Annotated in this window: 18 protein-coding genes; 8 read left to right on the top strand and 10 right to left on the bottom strand. The window is 67.4% G+C overall.

Features of this window, described 5'->3' with window-relative positions; translation table 11 throughout:
* Window position 1: 1 nt before the first annotated feature.
* The 3 genes from DMB80_RS14555 (at window position 2) to DMB80_RS14545 (ending at window position 3,528) form a co-directional block, all read left to right on the top strand.
* Window positions 2-748: a 3-oxoacyl-ACP reductase family protein gene (locus DMB80_RS14555; RefSeq protein ID WP_111510500.1), complete on the top strand. Its 747-nt coding sequence runs from the start codon at window positions 2-4 to the stop codon at window positions 746-748.
* Between the two features lie 109 nt (window positions 749-857).
* Window positions 858-2,282, top strand: coding sequence for a class II fumarate hydratase (fumC, locus tag DMB80_RS14550; protein WP_111510570.1), 1,425 nt, complete (start codon window positions 858-860; stop codon window positions 2,280-2,282).
* Entirely contained in the window at window positions 2,275-3,528 is a 1,254-nt protein-coding gene (locus DMB80_RS14545; protein ID WP_111510499.1) for a threonine/serine exporter family protein, read from the top strand. Before fumC ends, DMB80_RS14545 begins: the two co-directional genes overlap by 8 nt.
* A gap of 48 nt (window positions 3,529-3,576) precedes the next feature.
* Here DMB80_RS14545 and DMB80_RS14540 read toward each other — a convergent pair whose 3' ends face one another.
* From DMB80_RS14540 to DMB80_RS14530, 3 genes are all read right to left on the bottom strand, one after another.
* The gene (locus DMB80_RS14540) at window positions 3,577-4,476 is read right to left on the bottom strand and encodes a LysR family transcriptional regulator (protein ID WP_111510498.1); all 900 of its coding nucleotides are present in this window, start codon (window positions 4,474-4,476) and stop codon (window positions 3,577-3,579) included.
* Window positions 4,477-4,524: 48 nt separating this feature from the next.
* A complete protein-coding gene (locus DMB80_RS14535; RefSeq protein WP_111510497.1) occupies window positions 4,525-5,868 on the bottom strand; it encodes an NAD-dependent succinate-semialdehyde dehydrogenase in 1,344 nt (447 codons plus the stop codon).
* Window positions 5,869-5,931: 63 nt separating this feature from the next.
* On the bottom strand, window positions 5,932-7,344 hold the full coding sequence (locus DMB80_RS14530; RefSeq protein WP_111510496.1) for an APC family permease: 1,413 nt from the start codon (window positions 7,342-7,344) through the stop codon (window positions 5,932-5,934).
* 81 nt (window positions 7,345-7,425) lie between these two features.
* Here DMB80_RS14530 and DMB80_RS14525 point away from each other — a divergent pair, with 81 nt between their 5' ends.
* The 3 genes from DMB80_RS14525 to DMB80_RS14515 all read left to right on the top strand — a co-directional run bounded on the left by DMB80_RS14525 (window position 7,426) and on the right by DMB80_RS14515 (window position 11,552).
* Window positions 7,426-8,286, top strand: a complete 861-nt coding sequence (locus DMB80_RS14525; RefSeq protein WP_111510495.1) for a universal stress protein — start codon at window positions 7,426-7,428, stop codon at window positions 8,284-8,286.
* Between the two features lie 93 nt (window positions 8,287-8,379).
* Window positions 8,380-11,292: a bifunctional diguanylate cyclase/phosphodiesterase gene (locus tag DMB80_RS14520; RefSeq protein WP_240431200.1), complete on the top strand. Its 2,913-nt coding sequence runs from the start codon at window positions 8,380-8,382 to the stop codon at window positions 11,290-11,292.
* 41 nt (window positions 11,293-11,333) lie between these two features.
* Window positions 11,334-11,552 carry a hypothetical protein gene (locus tag DMB80_RS14515; protein ID WP_111510493.1) on the top strand — a complete coding sequence of 73 codons (219 nt, stop codon included), beginning with the start codon at window positions 11,334-11,336 and terminating at the stop codon, window positions 11,550-11,552.
* Between the two features lie 63 nt (window positions 11,553-11,615).
* On the opposite strand, the gene DMB80_RS14510 is transcribed toward DMB80_RS14515, so the two are convergent.
* The 6 genes from DMB80_RS14510 to DMB80_RS14485 form a co-directional block, all read right to left on the bottom strand.
* Window positions 11,616-12,335: a cutinase family protein gene (locus DMB80_RS14510; protein WP_111510492.1), complete on the bottom strand. Its 720-nt coding sequence runs from the start codon at window positions 12,333-12,335 to the stop codon at window positions 11,616-11,618.
* Window positions 12,332-12,898: a cytochrome b gene (locus DMB80_RS14505; protein WP_111510491.1), complete on the bottom strand. Its 567-nt coding sequence runs from the start codon at window positions 12,896-12,898 to the stop codon at window positions 12,332-12,334. The genes DMB80_RS14510 and DMB80_RS14505 overlap by 4 nt, the downstream gene beginning before the upstream one ends.
* Window positions 12,895-13,968, bottom strand: coding sequence for a catalase family peroxidase (locus DMB80_RS14500; RefSeq protein WP_240431199.1), 1,074 nt, complete (start codon window positions 13,966-13,968; stop codon window positions 12,895-12,897). The genes DMB80_RS14505 and DMB80_RS14500 overlap by 4 nt, the downstream gene beginning before the upstream one ends.
* Window positions 13,969-14,146: 178 nt before the next feature.
* Complete coding sequence (locus DMB80_RS14495; protein ID WP_111510490.1) at window positions 14,147-14,911, bottom strand: DUF6498-containing protein; 765 nt, start codon at window positions 14,909-14,911, stop codon at window positions 14,147-14,149.
* A gap of 10 nt (window positions 14,912-14,921) precedes the next feature.
* Complete coding sequence (locus tag DMB80_RS14490; protein ID WP_111510568.1) at window positions 14,922-15,287, bottom strand: RNA-binding S4 domain-containing protein; 366 nt, start codon at window positions 15,285-15,287, stop codon at window positions 14,922-14,924.
* A gap of 8 nt (window positions 15,288-15,295) precedes the next feature.
* The gene (locus tag DMB80_RS14485) at window positions 15,296-16,039 is read right to left on the bottom strand and encodes a TetR/AcrR family transcriptional regulator (RefSeq protein ID WP_240431198.1); all 744 of its coding nucleotides are present in this window, start codon (window positions 16,037-16,039) and stop codon (window positions 15,296-15,298) included.
* A gap of 85 nt (window positions 16,040-16,124) precedes the next feature.
* On the opposite strand from DMB80_RS14485, the gene DMB80_RS14480 reads away from it, so the two are divergent.
* Window positions 16,125-16,985: a lysophospholipid acyltransferase family protein gene (locus DMB80_RS14480; RefSeq protein ID WP_111510489.1), complete on the top strand. Its 861-nt coding sequence runs from the start codon at window positions 16,125-16,127 to the stop codon at window positions 16,983-16,985.
* Here the strand turns inward: DMB80_RS14480 and DMB80_RS14475 are convergent.
* Window positions 16,973-18,586, bottom strand: a complete 1,614-nt coding sequence (locus DMB80_RS14475; protein ID WP_111510488.1) for a sensor domain-containing protein — start codon at window positions 18,584-18,586, stop codon at window positions 16,973-16,975. The genes DMB80_RS14480 and DMB80_RS14475 overlap by 13 nt on opposite strands.
* Window positions 18,587-18,670: 84 nt before the next feature.
* On the opposite strand from DMB80_RS14475, the gene DMB80_RS14470 reads away from it, so the two are divergent.
* A partial coding sequence (locus DMB80_RS14470) for an NAD(P)/FAD-dependent oxidoreductase (protein WP_111510566.1) occupies window positions 18,671-19,895 on the top strand: 1,225 nt, incomplete at its 3' end.

The following is a 19,895-nucleotide window of genomic DNA, read 5'->3' as shown; positions in this document are numbered from 1 at the left end:
GATGACGAGTCCCCTGTCCGGCAAACGAGCCTTGGTCACCGGTGGTTCGAGAGGCATCGGAGCGGAGATCGTGCGCCGCCTCGTCGCTGACGGCGCCGATGTGGCCTTGACCTACCAATCGTCGCCGGAGCCTGCGCAGCGGTTGGCCGACGAGCTGACCGCAGCGGGCGGCACCGTCGTCGCGCTGCAGGCCGACAGCGCCGACCCCACCGCCGTCAGCGACGCGGTGCAGGCCGCGGCGTCGCGACTCGGCGGTCTCGACATCCTGGTGAACAACGCCGGCATCGCCTACGGAGCTCCGATCGAGGACTTCCCCCTGGAGGAGTTCGACCGGCTCATCGCGGTCAACGTGCGCGGCGTGTTCGCCGCCACCAAGGCCGCCGTCCCGCACCTCGGGCAGGGCGGACGCATCATCACGATCGGCAGTGTCAACGCCGACCGCGCCCCGATGGCCGGCCTGTCCGGATATGCGCTCACCAAGGCCGCCGTCGCCGGGTTCACCCGCGGACTCGTGCGTGAACTCGCGCCGCGCGGCATCACCGTCAACACCATCCAGCCCGGTCCGGTGGCCACCGACATGAACCCCGAACACGGCGGCGCTTTCTCCGACCAGGTGCGTCCGCTCATCGCCGTCGGTCGCTACGGGCAGCCGGCCGACATCGCCAGCGCCGTTGCCTATCTCGCGTCGGCTGAGGCGAGCTACGTCACAGGCGTGACGTGGAACGTCGACGGTGGTTTCGTCATCTGATCCCGCGGCGGCCGATAGGTTGCTCCTATCCGCGGCAAGGCGCCGGCTATTGGACAGCGCCGACGGCGCGGGGAAGGCTTGGCCGCAGCCCACCGTGGAGGACGCCCGTATGACCCCAATAGGTATCGACGCCACCGGTACCCGTCAGGAGTTCGACAGCCTCGGCACCGTCGACGTGCCCGCCGATCGGTACTGGGGCGCCCAGACCCAGCGTTCGCTGCAGCATTTCTCGATCGGCACCGACCGCATGCCCATCGAGGTCTACCACGCCTACGGACTGGTGAAGAAAGCCTGCGCGCTGGTCAACGAGAAGGCCGGCCGGCTGGAACCGCGGCTGGCGAAGGTGATCGTCCAGGCCGCGGAAGAGGCGATCGCCGGCGAACTCGACGAGCACTTCCCACTGTTCGTGTGGCAGACGGGATCTGGCACGCAAAGCAACATGAACGTCAACGAGGTGATCTCCAACCGGTCCATCCAGCTGCTCGGCGGGCAGCTCGGCTCGCAGCAGCCCGTCGGCCCGAACGACCACGTCAACATGGGGCAGAGCAGCAACGACACCTTCCCGACAGCCATGCACATCGCCACGCTGGACGCCATCGACGGGCATCTGGTGCCGAGAGTGAAGGCACTGCACGACGAGATCGCCGCGAAGAGCGCGCAGTGGATGGACATCGTGAAGATCGGCCGCACGCATCTGGAGGATGCGGTGCCGCTCAGCGTGGGGCAGGAGTGGTCGGGGTGGGCCGCCCAGCTGCAGGCGTGCCTGCAGGACATCGACCATGCGCGGGCAGGTCTGCTGGAACTGGCGGTCGGCGGTACCGCGGTCGGCACCGGGCTCAACGCGCCGGCGGGCTTCGGCCACGACGTCGCCACGACGCTGGCCGGCCTCACCGGTAAGCCCTACGTCACCGCGCCGAACAAGTTCGCCGCGCTCGGGTCGCTGGACCCGATCGTGCGCGCCCATGCGGCAGTGCGTGGGTTGGCAGTCGCCCTGATGAAGATCGCCAACGACATGCGGTGGCTGGCTTCCGGCCCCCGCTGCGGGCTCGGCGAACTGGTGCTGCCCGCCAACGAGCCCGGATCGTCGATCATGCCCGGCAAGGTGAACCCGACGCAGTGCGAGGCCCTGGTGATGATCGCGATCCAGGTGATGGGCAACGACGCCGCGGTGGCATTGGCGGGCTCGCAAGGCAACTTCGAGCTCAACGCGATGCGGCCCGTCATCATCAACAATGTCCTGCACTCGATCCGCATCCTGGCCGACGGATGCGGCAAGTTCCTCGAATTCTCGGTCGCAGGAACGGCATTGAACGAGGAGCGGATCACCCGCTATGTGAGCACCAGCGCGATGCTGGTGACCGCACTGAGCCCCGTCATCGGCTATCAGAACGCCGCGCACATCGCCGAGGACGCGGTGGCCCGCGACATCACGCTGCGCGAAGCGGCGCTGGCGTCGGGGAAGGTGACCGGCGAGCAGTTCGACGCCATCGTCGACCCCCACGAGATGATCGGCCGCGGCGTGGCCGGTGCCTAGCGGATCGGACAATCGCGCGGGCGCACTCGGGACGATCCTGCGCGCCGCCGTCCTGCTGCACGAGAGTGGTCAATCGACGGCCATGACACTGATTGCCGTGCGGCGACTCTCGCACGGACTGGGCCAGCCCGCGGAGGTCATTCCCGGGTGGTCGACGCTGACCGTCTATGACCCGCGCACCGGCGGTGCCGACGCGCTGATCGCGCAGACGCGGCCCATCGCGATCAACATGCGCCGGGTGGCCGCGTTGATGCGAACCGTCGACGATGCCGCTCGCCGCCCGGTGGACCGTACCGAGGTGGAGCGGGCACTGGAGGAGGCCGCACGCCTCAAGCCCTCTTCGACCACGGCCTTCGTAGCGGCCTGCGGGTTCGGCGCGGCGGCCTTGTCTGTCGTCTTCGGGGTGACCGACATCCGGGCCATCGCATTGATCGCCGTTGCCGCGGCACTGGGAGGCCTGCTGCGCCGACTGCTGGCCACCGTCACCTCGGACGTGCTACTGCCGATCTTCGGTGCCGCGCTGATCGCCGGAGGGGCCGGCGCTCTCGCGGGTGCGGTCGGGATGCAGGTGCCGGGTGGTCTGGTGGCGCTGTGCCCGGCCATGGTGATGGTGCCCGGTCCGCAGATCCTCATCGGCGCCATGGATCTGCTGGCAGTCCGCCTGCCGCTCGCGCTGGCCCGGCTCGGTTATGCGCTCCTGGTGCTCGCGGTGATCGCCGTCGGCCTCATGGTGGGGTTGCGCATGGGTGGGCAGGCGCTGCCACTGACGTCGCCACCGGCAGAGGTTCCGTTCACCCTCGACGTCCTCGCCGCAGGTGTCGCCGCTGCCTGCTATCCGGTGTTCTTCTCCATGCCGTACCGCCTGTTGGGTTGGCCGGTCGCCGTCGGCATGGCGGCGCACGCCGTCCATTGGCTGGCGACGGCGTACTGGCATGCCAGCGTTCCCGTTGCCGCACTGCTGGCATGCCTGCTGGCGGGCGCGGTGTTGACCCCGGTGGCCTATCTGAAAGGCATCCCTTTCGCCGCAGCGGGATTCGCCGCCGTGGTGGCGATGGTGCCGGGCATGTATGTGTTCAGGGCTGTCGCCGGCGCCGCCGAGCTCGCCACGCACGCCACCGACCCTGTCCTGCTCGCCGTGGTCAGCGACGGCATCACAGCCACTCTCACGGTGGCCGGGATGGCGGTCGGGTTGGCGGTGCCCTCACGGGTGCGGGACTGGGTGCTCGATCGCCGGCACCGCGCCTGACGTCCGCGGTCTCGATCGTTCGACCACAATCGTTTCCGCCCGCAGGGGCTAGGGCGCCGCAGGTGTGCCAACCAAAGTGGCCCACAGTTCGAGGAAGGCCCTCAGCGGGGCCGGCGCAGTGAGGTCATTGCGCCAGATGAGGACCTTGTCGAAGCCGATCTGCGGGCTGACGGGCCGAATGGTGAGCCCGGTTTCGCGCAGCGCAGGATCCGAGCGCACACTCAGCGCCACGCCCAACCCCTGAGCAGCGAACGCCACCTGCAATCGGGCGTCGTTGGCGGCGACGTTGGCCGACAAGACGACTCCGGCCTCCGCGGCGACCCGCTCGACAGCGCCACGTAGCGCACTGGTCGGCGGGTAGGTGATCACCGGATGAGTCACGATGTCGCGCAACGGAATCGGATCGGCGTCGCCGAGGGGGTAGACCGTCGGGTCGTACACCGCCACGATCTCGTCGGTGAACATCGGCGAGGCGCTGATCGTCGCAGGCAACCCAGCAGCGGGCCGAGCGATCACCGCGGCGTGCAGGCGACTCTGCAGCACCATGTCGAGCAGCGGTGCGCTGGTGGCCTCGGCGACCTCGACGTCGATGCCCGGATACTTCTGTCGCAGCTCACCCAGCAGCGCAGGGATCGTGGTGTGTTCGACCCCGCCGCCCGTGCCGATTCGGAGCTGGCCCCGTAGCAGACCCGCGCGAGCGGAGAACTCGGCCTTCGCGTCGCTGGCTGCGCGCACGCACTCGCGCGCGTACGGAAGCAGCACTCGACCGCCGTCGGTCAGCACCGTGGTGCGCTGGGTGCGATCGAACAGCGACTCGCCGAGTTCACGCTCCAGCCCCTGGATCTGGGCGCTGATCGAGGGTTGGGTGACGAAGCACTTCTGCGCGGCCCGGGTGAACGATTCCTCCTCGGCGACGGCGAGGAAGTACTCCAGCGTGCGCAGTTCCATACCCTGAACAATGCCCGATCACCTGCTCGATCGCAGGGGCCGACGGCTCTACTCGACGATGCGGATGAGCTTCTTGTTCACGAACTCGTCCATCCCGAATCGGCCGAGTTCGCGTCCGAAGCCCGAGCGCTTCACGCCACCGAAGGGCAGCTCGGCACCCTCGGCTCCGACGGCGTTCACGAACACCATGCCGGCCTCGATCTTGTCGGCAACGCGCTTGGCTTGTTCGCCGTCGGTGGTGAAGACGTAGGAACCCAACCCGAACGGGGTGTCGTTGGCCAGCTCGACCGCTTCCTGCTCGTCGGCCACCTTGTACACCGATGCGACGGGCCCGAACAGCTCCTCGCGGTAGTCGCGCGGCATGTCGGTGAGCACCCCCGGCGGGAAGTGGGCGCCGTTGCGCTCACCCCCGCTGGTCAGGTTGGCGCCGGCGTCGACGGCCCGCTTGACCTGATCCTCGAGGCGCTCGGCGGCGGCCACCGACGACAGCGGGGCCAGACCCTCGGCCTTGCCCAGCACCTTCTCGGTGAACTTGCCGAGGAACTCGTCGTAGACGTTCTCGGCGACGATGATGCGCTTGGCCGCGTTGCAGGCCTGGCCGGTGTTCTCGAACCGCCCGTCGACCGCGGCCTCCACGGTGGCGTCCAGATCGTCGGTCGACAGCACGATGAACGGATCGGAACCACCGAGCTCGAGCACGACCTTCTTGAGGTTGCGGCCCGCGATCTCGGCGACGGCGGCGCCGGCCCGCTCCGAGCCGGTCAGCGACACACCCTGCACACGGGGGTCGGCGATCGCGTCGGCGATCTGCTCGTTGGTGGCGTACACGTTGACATAGGCGCCCTCGGGGAAGCCCGCGTCGGTGAAGATCTTCTGCAGTGCCTCCGCCGATTCCGGACACTGCGGCGCATGCTTGAGCACGATCGTGTTGCCGATGGTCAGGTTCGGTCCGGCGAAGCGGGCCACCTGGTAGTACGGGTAGTTCCACGGCATGATGCCCAGCAGCACGCCCACCGAGCTCCGTCGGATCAGCGCCGACCCGTCTCCTTCGAGCAGATCGATCGGCTCGTCGGCGAGGAACTTCTCGGCGTTGTCGGCGTAGTAGGTGTAGATCGCCGCGCTGAACTCCACTTCGCCGATCGACTGGTCCAGCGGCTTGCCCATCTCACGCTGGATGATGCGGGCGAGCTCCTCTTTGCGCTCCTCGTGCAACTCGGCGACCCGGCGGATCAGGGCCGCGCGGTCGGCGACCGACGAGGTCTTGGACCACTCACGGTGCGCCGTGTCTGCTGCGGCGATGGCCTGCTCGATCTGCTCGTCGGTGGCCGTCGGGTATTCCTTGACCAACTCGCCGGTGGACGGGTCCACCACTGCGTACATAGACGTGCTCATCGACAGTTCGCTCCTTGAGGATCGGGCTCGGTACAGGCACCGCACAAGCTGTGCGCCGCCAGTCTAGGACGCCGTCTTCGGGGGCGTGTCGAGTTCGTCGGCGTCGGGAACCGCCTCGCCCATGTTGACCGTCAGCGGGCGTCGGAAGAAGCGCGTAAGCCACAGCAGCACAACGATTCCGATGGCGAACCAGATGATTCCGTAGCGTGTCGACTCGGGCGAGAGATAGAGCCACAGCAACACGGTGGCCGCAACGCCGACGCCCGGCAGCACGATGTTGCGGAAGATCTGCCCCGCCCCGCTGACCTCGCGGCGGCGATACGCGAAGTAGATGATCACGGTCAGGTTCACCATGGTGAACGCGATCAGCGCACCGAAGTTGATCAGCGACGCGACGAAATCCAGGTTGAACGCAATCGCCAACAGCGACACCACACCCACGAAGATGATCGCGTAGGACGGGGTCTGAAAGCTCGGATGCAGGTAGCCGAAGAACCGTCCGACCGGGCCACGACCGTTGCGCCCCATCACGAACAGCAAACGCGACACCGAGGCATGCGATGCCAGACTCGACGCCACCGTGGCGGCGAACGCGGCCGCGGTCAGCAGGATCTTGAACAAATGCCCACCGACGTTGAACGCCACCTCCGGCAGCGCGCTGTTCTCCAGAGATTCCTGGCTGAAGTTCGACACGTCCGGGAACAACGACTGCGTGAAGAAGGCGGCGACGAAGAAGATGGCGCCGCCGATGAGCAGAGCGAAGAGGATCGCCTTCGGCACCGTGGAGGCGTCTTTGGCTTCCTCGGTGTACATCGTGATCGCGTCGAACCCGATGAACGAGAACGCCACGATCGTCGCCCCGGTGATCACCAGGTCCAGATGGACGCCCTCGTGCCACAGGGGCTCCGTCGAGAACAACGTCCCGTTCCCCATCCCGTCCATCAACGACTTGGCGGCCAAGATCAGGAACACACCGATCAACACCACCTCGAAGACCACCAGAAGCATGTTCACCCGTGACGTGTTGGTCATGCTGAACAGGCACATCCCGGTGATCGCGGCGACGTAGACGACGACGAAGAGCCACTGCGGCGCGTCAGGGAAGAACGAGTACAGGTAGCTGCGGATGATCAAGGCGTTCACCAACGGCAACAGCAGATAGTCGAGCAGGGCTGCCCACCCGATCAGGAAGCCGAAGCTGGGACTGATCGTCGCCGAGGTGTACGTGTACGCCGAACCGGCCGAAGGGAACACCGTTGTCATCCGGCCGTAGCTGATCGCGGTGAACGCCATGACCACCAGCGCGAAGACGTAGGCCGTCGGCACCACACCGCCGGTCTCGTCGGAGACGATGCCGAACGTGTCGAACACGACCGTCGGGGTCATGTAACCCAGGCCGAGGAAGACGATCGCCCACAGACCCAAGGTGCGGGCCAGCACGGGAGAACCCGAGGAGCCTGAGGCTGACTGAGTCATGGTGGCACCGCCATCTCGCTGGGGGAAAAACGTACTCACGGGGCTTACCACAACCTCGGCGGTTCTGTACCGTGACCAGCCATGCGATATGTCGTCGGATACGGTCCGCGTCAGCGCGGAGTCGACGGGGTGAATGTCGCGGCCACCCTGGCCCGCTCGTCGGGCGCCACGCTCGATCTCGTGTCGGTGCTGCCCAGCGACGCACCGACGTTCCAGCGCTACTCGCCCGACCAGGCCTTCAACGCCGAGCTCGACGAGCAGGCCCGAGAATGGTTGCGCGACGGCCTGTCTCGGGTTCCTGAGGACGTGACCGCCGACAGCGTGGTGCAGCGCGCCGACTCGATCACCCAGGGTCTACTCGATGCTGCCACCGACCCAGACCGCGGTGAGGCGGCACTGATCGTGGTCGGCACCTACCACCGCGTCCGTAGCGGCCGCTTCGGGCTGGGCAGCCTCGCCGACGCGCTGCTGCACGCCTCACCCGTACCGGTCGCGCTCGCGCCGGCGCAGTACCAGGCGCAGCCGGGCGTCTCGCGAATCACCTGTGCCGTCGGGCTGCGGCCCGGCAACGAGGCGCTGTTCGACAACGCCGTCCGGCTGGCAGGTGAGTGGCGGGTTCCGCTGCGACTGATGTCGCTGGTGGCACTCGACGAGGACGCGACCAGCGACGGCAGTGACTGGGCCCGCGCCGCCGAGGAGCACGCCGCCGCGCTGGTGGACTCGGCTGCGCAGCGACTGCCGGCGGAGTGCTCCGTCAGCAGCATCATCGGCCGGGGCGAATCGCTCGAGGATGCGGTCGAAGGCGTCGAGTTCGCCGACAGTGAGGTTGCGCTGGTGGGCTCGAGCCGGCTGGCCGCGCCGCGCCGGCTGTTCCTCGGCCGGTCGGCCACCAAGATCCTGCGGGCGCTGCCCGTGCCGCTGATCGTCTGGCCGAGGGACTGACACGCCGAATTTGCCGGCGAAAACCCCGCCGAGCGCTCATGCTGTCAATTGACGCTCAAGCAAAGGGTGGCAATGGTGGGCAATCGTCGCTGCGTGTCGTACGTCGTCGCGTTCCCAATGGCCTACACCCTGGCAATTGTGGCAGGGCGTGCCACCCGGCTCGGCGGGGGCGAGATCTCGCTGGTGTGGCCCGCCGCCGCGGTTGCGACGGTCTGGCTCCTCGCTACCCGTGACTGTCCACCGCAGAGACGTCTGGCGCACGTCGCGCTGCTGCTGGGCCTCACCTTCGCGGTGAATCTGACCACTGGTGCGTCGGTCGCGCTCGCGGCGTGGTTCGTATTGGTGAATGGTTTGCTGGCGACGGTGACGGCGGCCGTCCTGACTCGCGGGGGACGTGCGCCGACACTGCGTGATCCGGCCGACCTCGCCCACCTGGTCGTGGCAGTGGTCATCGGAACAAGCGCTGCGGCGGTCCTGGCGGCCGGATACTTCTGGGTCGTCGAGGGTGACGACTTCGACGAGACCTTCGCGCTGTTCGCCGTCCGCAACGGTGCCTCGACGCTGCTGGGCGTCGCTGTCTGGCTGCGCGTTCGGGAAATCACCCCGGGGCGTCCGCAGGTGACCGTGCGCGGCCTCGCCGAAGCCTTCGCAGTGACCGGCACGGCTGTGTCGGCGTTCCTGTGCGCGTTCTGGTTGAACACCGGTGTGCCCATCGCCTTCATCGTGCTGGTGCCTGCGGTCTGGTTGGCGCTGCGCTACAGCACCACGGTGTCGACGACGTTCCTGCTGTTCGCCGGCGCGTGGATCGTCGGTGCCACCCTCTGGGAACGCGGCGCTTTGATCGTTCCCGATGTGGAGACGCGCGCGCTGCTCGCGCAGGCGATGGTCTGCAGTCTGACCATCGTCGTGTTGACTCTGGCGCTGTACCGCGACTCGCGCGCGCGGCTGATCGATGAGCTCTCGTCCGCGCGGGACTCCGCTGCTCGTACTTCTGAGCTGCTGGGCGCTGTCCTCGACAGCATCCACGACAGCGTTCTGCTCACGGACGCCGACGGCGTCGCCGTACTCCAGAACGCTCAGGCCACGTCGTCGGGCTGCGTCGACGACGTCGTGCGCGCGGCTAACGAGACCTCGTCATCAGGGGTATCCGGTGCCCAGCGGCGCGACCTCGAGGTGCCGGCGCAGGACCGGATCATCGAGCTGACCACCACCCCGCTGACCCGTCAGTCGGCGTTCACCGTCGCCGCGTTCCGCGACGTCACCGAGGAACGGCGCCACGCCGAGCAACTGCGCGCGGCTCACGACCTGTTCGCCGGCGTCCTGCAGGCGGCGTCCGAACAGGCGATCATCGGCACCGACGCGAACGGGCTCATCACCGTGTTCAACAACGGGGCGGAACGCCTGCTGGGTTGGTCGGCTGACGAGATGATCGGGCGCTCGCCCATCGAGTTCCACGACCCGCTCGAAGTCCGGGCCAGGGCGGCCGAACTCGGCATCTCGCCCGCGTTCCACGTGTTCGTCCACCACGTCACGCCGCGGAACGCCGACGTCCGCGAATGGACCTACGTGCGACGCGACGGTGCCCACCTGTCGGTCAGTCTGGCGGTCTCACAGATGACCGATCAATCGGGCTCGTGCGTCGGATACATCGGCGTTGCTACCGACATCACCGAGCGCAAGGCATTCGAGGCCGAACTGCAGCACCTCGCGACACACGATCCACTGACCGGGCTGGCGAACCGCGCCCTGTTCATGGACCGCGTGGAGTCTGCGTTGGCCGGCGCCCACCAGGGCGGATCGCGTGGAGTGGGGCTGATCTTCCTCGATCTCGACGGTTTCAAGGCAGTCAACGACACCCTGGGGCACGCCCAGGGCGACGAGGTGCTGAAAATCGTTGCGCGACGGCTGCAATCGGTGACCGCGGCAGACGGTATCGCAGCGCGTCTGGGCGGTGACGAGTTCGCAGTGCTCTGCAGAGACGTTGGCGATGCGGACGACCTGCACCATGCCGCAGAACGCATCAGAGCCGAGCTGCGCCGCCCGGTGAGGTTGGGCATGGGGCGCATGTACGACCGGTTGTCGGTCAGTGCCGGCATGGTGCTCTCCGAGCCGGGGTGCGGGGGCGAGACTCTGCTGCAGCGCGCCGACAGCCTCATGTACTCCGCGAAGCGCAACGGCAAGGATTGCGTCACCACGGGTGGTGATGCGCTCCGGGCGACCGTCCACCGTCATGAGGCACAGCTGCGTTCGGAGATCTCGCGTGCCCTGGATCGGGACGAGTTCACCGTCCACTACCAGCCCATCGTCGCGCTCAAGACGACGAAAACCGTTGCAGCCGAGGCATTGTTACGGTGGGAGCATCCTCGTCGCGGCCTTCTGCTACCCGGCGAGTTCCTGACCGTGGCCGAGGCGTCGGCATTCATGCCGGCCATCGGCCGCCGAGTGCTCAACGAAGCCTGCCGGAACGCCGCCGCATGGATCGCGCCCTGGTCTGCCTCGGCCGTTCACGTCAACGTCTCGGGACGACAGCTGGAACGAGGCGATCTACGCAGCGACGTCCTTGATGCGCTCGAGATGACCGGTCTGGACCCGCGCCGGCTCGTGCTCGAGCTGACCGAGACGCACGCGGGCGGGATCGCCGGCTCCATACCCGACGATTTGGAGTGGCTGCGTCGCCTGGGAGTTCAGATCGCGATCGACGACGTCGGCACGGGCTTCAACAGCCTGCAGAAGATGGTCGACTTTCCCGTCGACATCATCAAGATCAGTCGACAGTTCATCGCCGGGATGCTCGACGACGACCGGTGCGCGACGTTCACCCGGGCGATCGTGGATCTCGGACCTCGCGTCGGCATGACCGTGATCGCCGAGGGCATCGAGCGCCCCGAACAACGCGACCGCCTCCTCGAGTGGGGATGCACCCTCGGCCAGGGCTTCCTGTTCGGACACGCCCGGTCCGACCTCGATGGAATCAAATCGCCGGTGGTGCTGTTTGACCCTGCATAGGCGGTATCACCCGCCAGCAGAGACGACAAGAGGCGAGAGCGATGAAGAGGTTCGGGTTGATGAGCATGGTCGCCGGCGCGATGACCGCCGCGGTGATCGGTTTCGCTGGTCCGGCGCAGGCTGACCAGAGCGGCTTCGGTTTCGGCGGCTACGGATACGGCCACCACGGCTACGGATACAGCAACGACTACTACCCGTGGTACGACCAGCTGTTCCCCCACGTGCACGTGCCGCACGTGGACACCACCGTCCACCCCTGATCGACGAACTCACACGAAGGGCGCCCGCATTGTGCGGGCGCCCTTCGTGTTGTCAGAGCCGAGTCACTGCGCGTCAGCGCCGCCGTCGAGATGATCGACGACGAAGGCCGCCGCTTGATCGGCCATCCCGTTGCTCTTGTAGGCGCTGTGAGCGGCACGATCGAATGCGCCCGGTTGGCACACCGGATCACCTGGGGCGCAGAGTTGCAGCGTCTTGTCGGCGTAGAGCGGCCCGACCGTCAACGACGGTGCAGTGCGATCGACGAGGTTCAGGAAGAACGGGTCCGGCGTGCCGAACAGCACGACCGCCGCGACATGAGACGCAACCGAATCAGGCATGGGCCCGCTGATGTTGGGCGGCAAGATGAAGCCCGGCGGCACGTGGTCGAACGTCGTGTAGGCCGCGACCGCCGCGCCTTGTGAGTAACCACCCAGCACGATCTGTGTCTGCGGACAGCTCTGCGCCACAGACTGAATGTGATTGGCGGCGTCGGCGACACCGCTCACGGCGGTGGCGAAATCCAGCGAGGCTGGATAGTTCACCCCGTAGGTGGCGACGGGTGTTCGCAGGCGCGAGTCGAGCGAGTTGACCAGTGCCTGACCGGTGTCACCGATTCCGGGTGCCTCCAGCGTGCCGCGGGCGAACACCACCTCGACGTTCGGGCAGGCCGGGGCCGGCTGGGCAGACGCGAGCCCGGCCTGCGGGCCGACACCCGCGGCGACGATGGCTGCGGCGGCGCAGACGAAACGGCGCGCCCGCCGGGGCGTAGGGCTGATCGTCATGATGGTCCTTCCGAAGTGGTGGCAGGTGCGTGCTGCGATCTCCCGAACCACATGCGTGAGAACATGCGGTCGCGCAAGGTCAGGGTGTGGAGCAGTACGGCGCAGACATGGGCGGCGATGACGGCGACCAAAAGGTAGGCCAATACCGAATGTGTCTGACGCAGAACGAAGTACACGCTCGCGTTGAACGGTGCGATCGCGGGCAGGTGGACACCGAAGGCGATCGCCGGCCGACCCGCCGCCGAGACCATCGCCCAGCCGACCAGAGGTTGCGTCAGCAGCAGGCCGTACATCAGCCGCTCCGAGTGCGTGACGATCCTTCCTTCCAGACGCCCTACGGTCGGCGGCCACGCCGGGGGGTGGGCGATGCGTCGGTTGACGAGGCGCACCACCGTGACGGCAAGGATCGTGACGCCGATGCTCATGTGCACGGCGACCAGGGCGGCGTACGAGCCGACCGAATTGACCATCGCGAACCCGATCAGCAGGGCTGAGAACACTCCGATCGCAGTGACCCAGTGCAGGATTCGGGACCGCACTGCGAAGCGCTGCGGCGCCGTCACGCGGGCACCTCGTCGACCTGGACGGCCGACGGCGACGTCGGTTCCCCGGTGCGTAGCCGGTAGGACGCCGCGTACACCGACGACCGGGCGCTCAGGAGAGGGTCGGCGGACGGTTCGATGCCGTCCGGCAGCACCAGTGGGTCGAAGTTGACGTCTCGCGCGTTGCCGGGCGATTCGGTCAGGGCCGTGGTCAATGTGAGAGTGCCTGCGTCGACCCGGCGCCGATCCGCCGGCCACGGCAGCGTCGCGTCGTCGTGCGGGTCTGACTCTTCGGCCACGACGAGCTCGAGCCGCCACTGCAGCGGTGTGGTGCGGATCTGACGCACCAGGGCGTCGAACAATCCGTCGCGCCCCTTGTCGGGGGGAAGTGCGGCCTGCAGTGGGACGAACGACCAGCGCACCGGTGTGCGGACCCCCGCGGTGTCGACGGCGTAGAAGGTGTTCAGGCCCGAGAACGTGCTGTCGGCGAAACCCGTTGTCGGCGGGTGCCTTTTGATGACCGTCATCGCCGCGGCGGTCTCGGGGTGGGTGCGCAGGAAGGCGGCCATCGCGTCAGGGTCGGGCTTTCCCGTGCCCGGCACCACCTTGCCGGCCTCTGCCCTGGCCAGGAATCCCTGCGCCGAGTTGTCCGGGAAGACCGGCAGGTTCAGCGTGGCGGTCCGCCACTGTTGGCGGCTGGGCAGATCGAAGGCCAAGCCCAATCCGCGGGCAGCGCCAGGGGTGTCGGCGACGAAGGGGTCACCGCCGGCCAGTGAGAAGCGCCCGACGACCGGGGTGCGGCCGGCCCGGAACACCACAGCTTCGGACAGGGTGGCCGCGTTCCCGATGCTGTCGAAGTATCCGGTGACTGCAACGCCTTTCGCGTGATCCTTGCGGAATCCCAGGTGTGTCCCGTACACACCACGCAGACCGTCGATGACGGTCTGGCGGGTGAATCTCGCCGCCGGCCGAATCCAGTCGTTGGCATACGCGACCGCGCCGAGGTCGACGGCGAGGAACGCCCCGACACCGGCGAGACCAGCCAGTACCGACCGACGATCGACCTGGGCGCGCCAGAATTCCCCCCTCACCTTCGGCACCCTAGCTGCTGAGGGCGCGCCGCGCCGCGTGTGGAAGTGGGCATGATCGATCCTGTTTCCGGACGATCGTGTACGGCAATGGCGTCACCCACAAACTCACATGGCGGCTGTCGGTAACTCTGCAGTGGGGGTTAACCGGAACTGTCCGAGATGAGAAGGCGAAACCGGTTCACGGCCAGAGCTGTTCGTTCCGTTCGCGGCGAGCGCATTCGTCTGCCCGGTCCTTCGCCCAGAAGTCCTCGAAACGTTCGCCGGGGTGCGCGTTCGGAATCCTGTTCAATAACCTGCTGAGCCACCCCGGCGGCCGGGCCGGCTGGTACCGCGGCAGTACGGCACTCAGCGACGCCATGGTCTTCAGGATCACGAACACACTGAACAGTGCCGACGGGGCGCCGGTGAAGGCGGCACCGGCCATGCCGAACACCAGCGTCAGATGGACGACCACGACGCGGCTGAGGCCGCGCTGCGCGGTCTGTTCGATCTGCCAGAACGTCCACTGCCGCAGTGTCGCCAGATCGATCGCCAGGTCCAGGATGAGCAGGAAAGCGACGCACAGGCAGCCCTGCATCACCTGCCGCCAGTTCACCTCCGCGAAGTCACCGGCAGCGGTGCGGTTCAGCATGAACAGAATGAAGCCGAGGAACACACCGTGGGCCGTGATGAACACCGAGGTGGTGATGATGAATCCGCTGCCGAAGGTCGACCCCCGGGCGCCCGTTTTGGCGTTCTCGGGCGCGGTGTAACGGAAGTGCCCGCGGCGCGGCGTCCACCGTTGATGAAGGGAGATGCGCACCGCGATCAGCGTGCAGCCCAGCGCCGTCTCGAACCAGTAGACGACCAACGTCGTCGCGCCGGACCAGCCCTGGGTGAACCACCCCAGCGCAGGCACGGCGATGACCCCGAGAAGCGTTGCAAGCTGAGCGAATCGGATCATCGCCGCGCACTCACCTCTGCTGCGCCCGCCACTTGTCCAGCAGTCGGCGGTCCCGCTTCGTCGGCCGGCCCGCACCCCGGTCCCGCACGGCGACTGGTGTCGCGACGGCCGGCGGTGGCGGTGGGGTGCGGTCCAGGTAGCAGGTCGAGGCATCCGCGGCGCCGACCCGCTTCTGGATGACCCGGACCACTTCGACGATTCGGACACGGTCCCCGACGAGTGCGCGGACCGTGTCGCCGGGACCGACCATCGTCGACGGCTTGGCGGGCCGGTCGTTGACGCGCACATGGCCGCCGCGGCAGGCTTCAGCGGCGTCCGGGCGGGTCTTGGTCAGCCGCACCGCCCACAGCCAGCGATCCACGCGTGTCGCTTCCATGCCGGCCATCACGCACCAGAGTCGGGGTGCGGAGCATCGGCTCGGGTGTCGACGAGCTTCGCCGCCTGGCTGCTGCGCTCACTCAGAAATCCGGCCAATTCTGTTGCGGCCGTAATCAAGTCGTCATCTCCGGCACTTTCCGTTCCTAGCAGCGCGGTGACAGCTGTGCTCAGCACCTGCAGTGGGTCGGCCGTCGGTCGGGGATCGGCTGCTCCGGAGACCAGCGACAGCGCGATGCCGGTGATCAGGCCGTGCAAAGCAAAGGCCTGATCGGCGAGGTCCCAGTCGGTGCGGGCCAATCCGTGGCGCCGCCACACCGGCAGGACCGCACCGATGACCGCACTCGGCCCGAGGGTCTGGTGCAGTGCGATGGAGCGAGGATGGTCGGCCAACATTCCCAGGAGGTCGCCGTCCTGGCGTTGCATCGCGGCGATCAGAGGGTGGTTCGCGGCTGCCTCGAGCATCATCGGGCAGAAGCGGGACGGGCGTGCCAGATCAGGGTCGGTGCGGATGCGGGTGATCAGATCGTCGAGAAGGCCGAGGAATCCGCGGCCCACCAGACCGAGGAGAAGGTCTTCCTTGGTGGGCCAGTACAGGTAGACGGTGCCCTTTCCGACATGGGCGCGAGCGGCCACGTCGGCCACCGTGAAACCGCGCGCTCCCCGTTTCATGAGCAGCTCTCCGGCTGCGGTCAACAAGCGCGCGGCTTTGGCTGACTGCTGCTCGGGTAGGGCAGCCGACACGGAACTCACCCGCCGACTATATCGGCGACCGGGGCATGAATGAAGAAACTGACCAAATCGGTACTTTGGTCAGTTTGTCGGTTACGCTGGCCTCATGAATCTCCTCTCCCTTGTCGACCGGGCGAACCGAGTAGCTGCCTTGGAGTCGGCGATCTTCTCGGTCGCGGACCGGATCGAGCCTGTGGTGGCGCGGTCTCGCATCTACGTCGACGGTCTCGAGCACTTGCCGCGCGACGGTCGTTTCTTGCTGGTCGGGAACCACACGACGGCGGGATGGCCGGAGATCGTGATGATTCCGTATTTCGTTCACGCGGAACTGGGTGTGCGGGTTCGGGGACTGGCTACGCGGCAGCTCGCCGACATGAGTGGCCTCGGTCGTGAGATCGCCGAAGCTGCCGGTGCCGTGGTCGGCGACCCCGCCAACGCGGCGGATCTGATGCGACAGGGCGAGACCGTGCTCGTGTTTCCCGGCGGAGGACGCGACATGCTCAAGTTCAAGGGTGAGGGGTATCGCCTTCTGTGGCAGGGCCGTAGCGGTTTCGCTCGGCTTGCGATCTCCCACGACTATCCGATCGTGCCTGTCGGGCTGGTGGGCGGTGACGACGTGTTCCACGTCTTGACCGAGCGCGACGGCGCGTGGGAGCGGTTGACCCGGGGGATCGGCGAGCGGCTGCACGGCGTGCGCGGCGTCGGGATTCCTCTCGTTCGCGGCATGGGGCCGACGATGGCGCCTCGGCCCCAACGGATGTATCTGCGATTCGGCGCACCGATCGCAACCGCGCGGCCCAGTGACACCACGACGGAGGCGTGGGAGCCGGCCGTCAAAGAAACCACCGAAATAGCGCTGCACACGATCCTCGATGACCTGCAGTCGCTTCGCGACGAGGACCCGTTTCGCGGGCTCAACCCCCTTGCCTGGCGGCGCGCGGTCCAGCCGCCGGCTCAGACTGCGTAGCGCGTACGGCCCCGGCCGGACGCCTTCGCGTTGTACATCGCCTCGTCGGCGGCGCGCAGCAGCTCGAGGGCGTCCCGCATGTCGTTCAAGCCCACCAACGTCACCCCGATGCTGGCCGTGACGGTGATCTCGAAATCGTGGTACCAGATGGGATCGGTTGCGGCGCAGTGCAATCGGTCGATCAAACGATCCAGGTCCGCCTGTTCGATGCCTTGCATCAGCAGCACCACGAACTCGTCACCGGCCAGCCGGGCGATGAGATCGGATTCCCGCAGCGCGTCCTTCATCCGCGCGGAGGCGGTGACGAGTACCGCGTCGCCGGCGTCATGGCCGAACGAATCGTTGACCGACTTCAGGTCGTCGAGATCGATGAACAGCACCGCGCTGAGCCGCTGAACCGCATCCGGACGCAGCGATGCCGCAATGCGCGCGAAGGCCCCCGAGCGATTCAGCAATCCCGTCAGTACGTCGTGAGCGGCTTCGTGCTCGGCGCGTTCGTGGGCCATCTTCTGCGCGGTGATGTCGACGAACGTCGCCACGACCGGCGACCGCAACGGATCGTCGGGACTGAGCATCCGTGTGCTCATCGACAGCCACACCCGGCTGCCGTCCTCACAGTCGACGCCCACCACGCGGTCGACCTGCGGGTCGCCGGAATGCGCCACCTGCCAGATCGGTTGCTCAGTCACCGGCAACGCGCGTCCGTCGGCGTCGACCAGCGGAATGTTCGAGGCGAACGGCGCATCGACAGGTCGGACGGTGGCCAGGATGCGCTGCGCGGCCGGGTTCGCCGACATCGTCGAACCGTCAGGATGGAACACGACCACCCCTGCGTCCAGCGCGGTCACCACGGCCTCGAAGTGCCGTTCGGCGCGGCGAAGAGCGGTCATGTCGGCGCAGATCAGCACGTACCCCGAAGCCGTCCGTGCCGCCGTGAGTCGGATGGAGCGGGGCGAGCCGTCGGCAGCGACGTGCGTCGCGTGCAGTACCCCGAGTGTGTCGATCAGCCGGTCGGCGTCGACGTCCGCACCCACCGCCTCGTGCACGGGTCGGCCGCGCACCTCCTGGGCCGTGCGGCCGTAGATCTTCTCGGCGGCAGCGTTCCACGTGCTGACCGCGCCTTCGGGTGACAGCCCGACGACACCGTCGCTGACATGGTCGAGAAGGGCCGCCTGATAGCGCAGGAGATCCGCCGCCCGGCTCTTGGTCAAATCTCGGAAATAGGTGACGACGGCGGGCCGGCCGTGCCAGTGGATGCGGGTCGAGGTCGCTTCGACGTCGCGCATGGCACCCCGGGATCGACTCATCGACACCTCGGTCGGCGGAGCGTTGTCGCCGTCGTGGTGCAGGCCGCTCAGTCGGCTCTCCACCTTGCCCAGGATGTCGGCCGGAATGAAATCCGCCACTCGCCGACCGATCAGATCCTCGCTGCCCGGCACCCCCATCCACCGCACCGCCGTGGCGTTCGCGAACACGATGGCGCCGTCCTGATGGACACAGATCCCGTCACTGGACAGATCGAACAATTCCCGGAAGCGCTGCTCAACGGCCGCAACGCTCTCCACCGACGCCCCCGCGGCGTCGGTGTCGTCTCCTGACATATCCGCCCCCGCCGGCCCGATCCCTCTAATCGAGGCTAGCGTGTCGGCGGGTGCTTTCGATGAGAAACGGGTATCGACGGTGCCATGGGTAATGAGCGTCCGAGGGTCGTGATCATCGGCGGAGGATTCGGCGGCCTGTTCTGTGCCCGGCGGTTCCGCGGAGTCGACGTCGACGTGACCCTGCTCGATCGAGCGGCATGCCACGTCTTCCAGCCCCTGCTCTACCAGTGCGCCACCGGCACACTCAGCATCGGCCAGATCAGCCGATCCCTGCGCGAGGAACTCGAGCACCATCCGAACGTCCAGACCCTGCTCGGTGAGGCCATTCGCCTGGATCCCACCGCCCGGCGAGTGACCGCGCGACGGCCCGACGACACCACCTTCGACGTCGACTACGACTACCTGGTGGTTGCGGCCGGGATGCGTCAGTCCTACTTCGGGCACGAGGAATTCGCCGCGTGGGCGCCGGGCATGAAAACGCTCGACGACGCCTTGAGCATCCGCCGGCGGGTGTTCGCCGCATTCGAGATCGCCGAGACCCTGCCGCCGGGTCCTGACCGTGACCAGTGGCTGACGTTCGCCGTCGCCGGTGGTGGCCCGACCGGTGTCGAATTGGCCGGTCAGATCAGAGAACTGGCGACTCGGGCGCTGGCCAACGAATTCCACAGTATCCAACCTCGCGAGGCGCGGGTGCTGCTGTTCGACGGCGGCGATCGGGTGTTGAAGAGCTTCGCCCCGGCTCTGGCCGGCCGCGCGCAGGAGACGCTGGTGAATCTCGGGGTCGAACTACATTTCGGCGTGCACGTCACCGATGTCCGGCGTGACGGCATCACGGTGAGCCCCAAAGGCGCCGGGGACAAACAGGATTACGCGACCCGGACGGTGTTGTGGACCGCCGGGGTGGAAGCGGTGCCCTTCGCTCGCCATGCCGCCGAGGTGCTCGGCGCCCAGACGGATCGATCCGGCCGCATCACCGTCGACCCCGACCTGTCCGTGCCTGGGCATCGAGAGGTCTTCGTCATCGGTGACCTGGCGGGTCGCGACGGACTACCCGGGGTCGCGGAGAACGCCATGCAAGGCGGGTTGCACGCGGCCGCGTGCATCCGTCGTGACTTGGATAGCAAGCGCCGCAAGAACTATCGCTATCGCGACCTGGGCTCGGCGGCCTACATCAGCCGTGGCAACGCACTGCTGCAAGCGGGGCCTGTGAAGCTGGCCGGGGTAGGGGGGTGGTTGGGCTGGGGCTTCATCCACATCGGCTTCCCGACAGGCGTCGCTGACCGGATCAGCGTGTTCCGGCCCTGGGTGG

Origin of the sequence: Mycobacterium kyogaense (genome assembly GCF_003254575.1) — a bacterium.
Lineage (GTDB): Bacteria > Actinomycetota > Actinomycetes > Mycobacteriales > Mycobacteriaceae > Mycobacterium > Mycobacterium kyogaense.
Note: the sequence above shows the minus strand (reverse complement) of the source record. Positions and strands in the feature narration are given on the sequence as shown.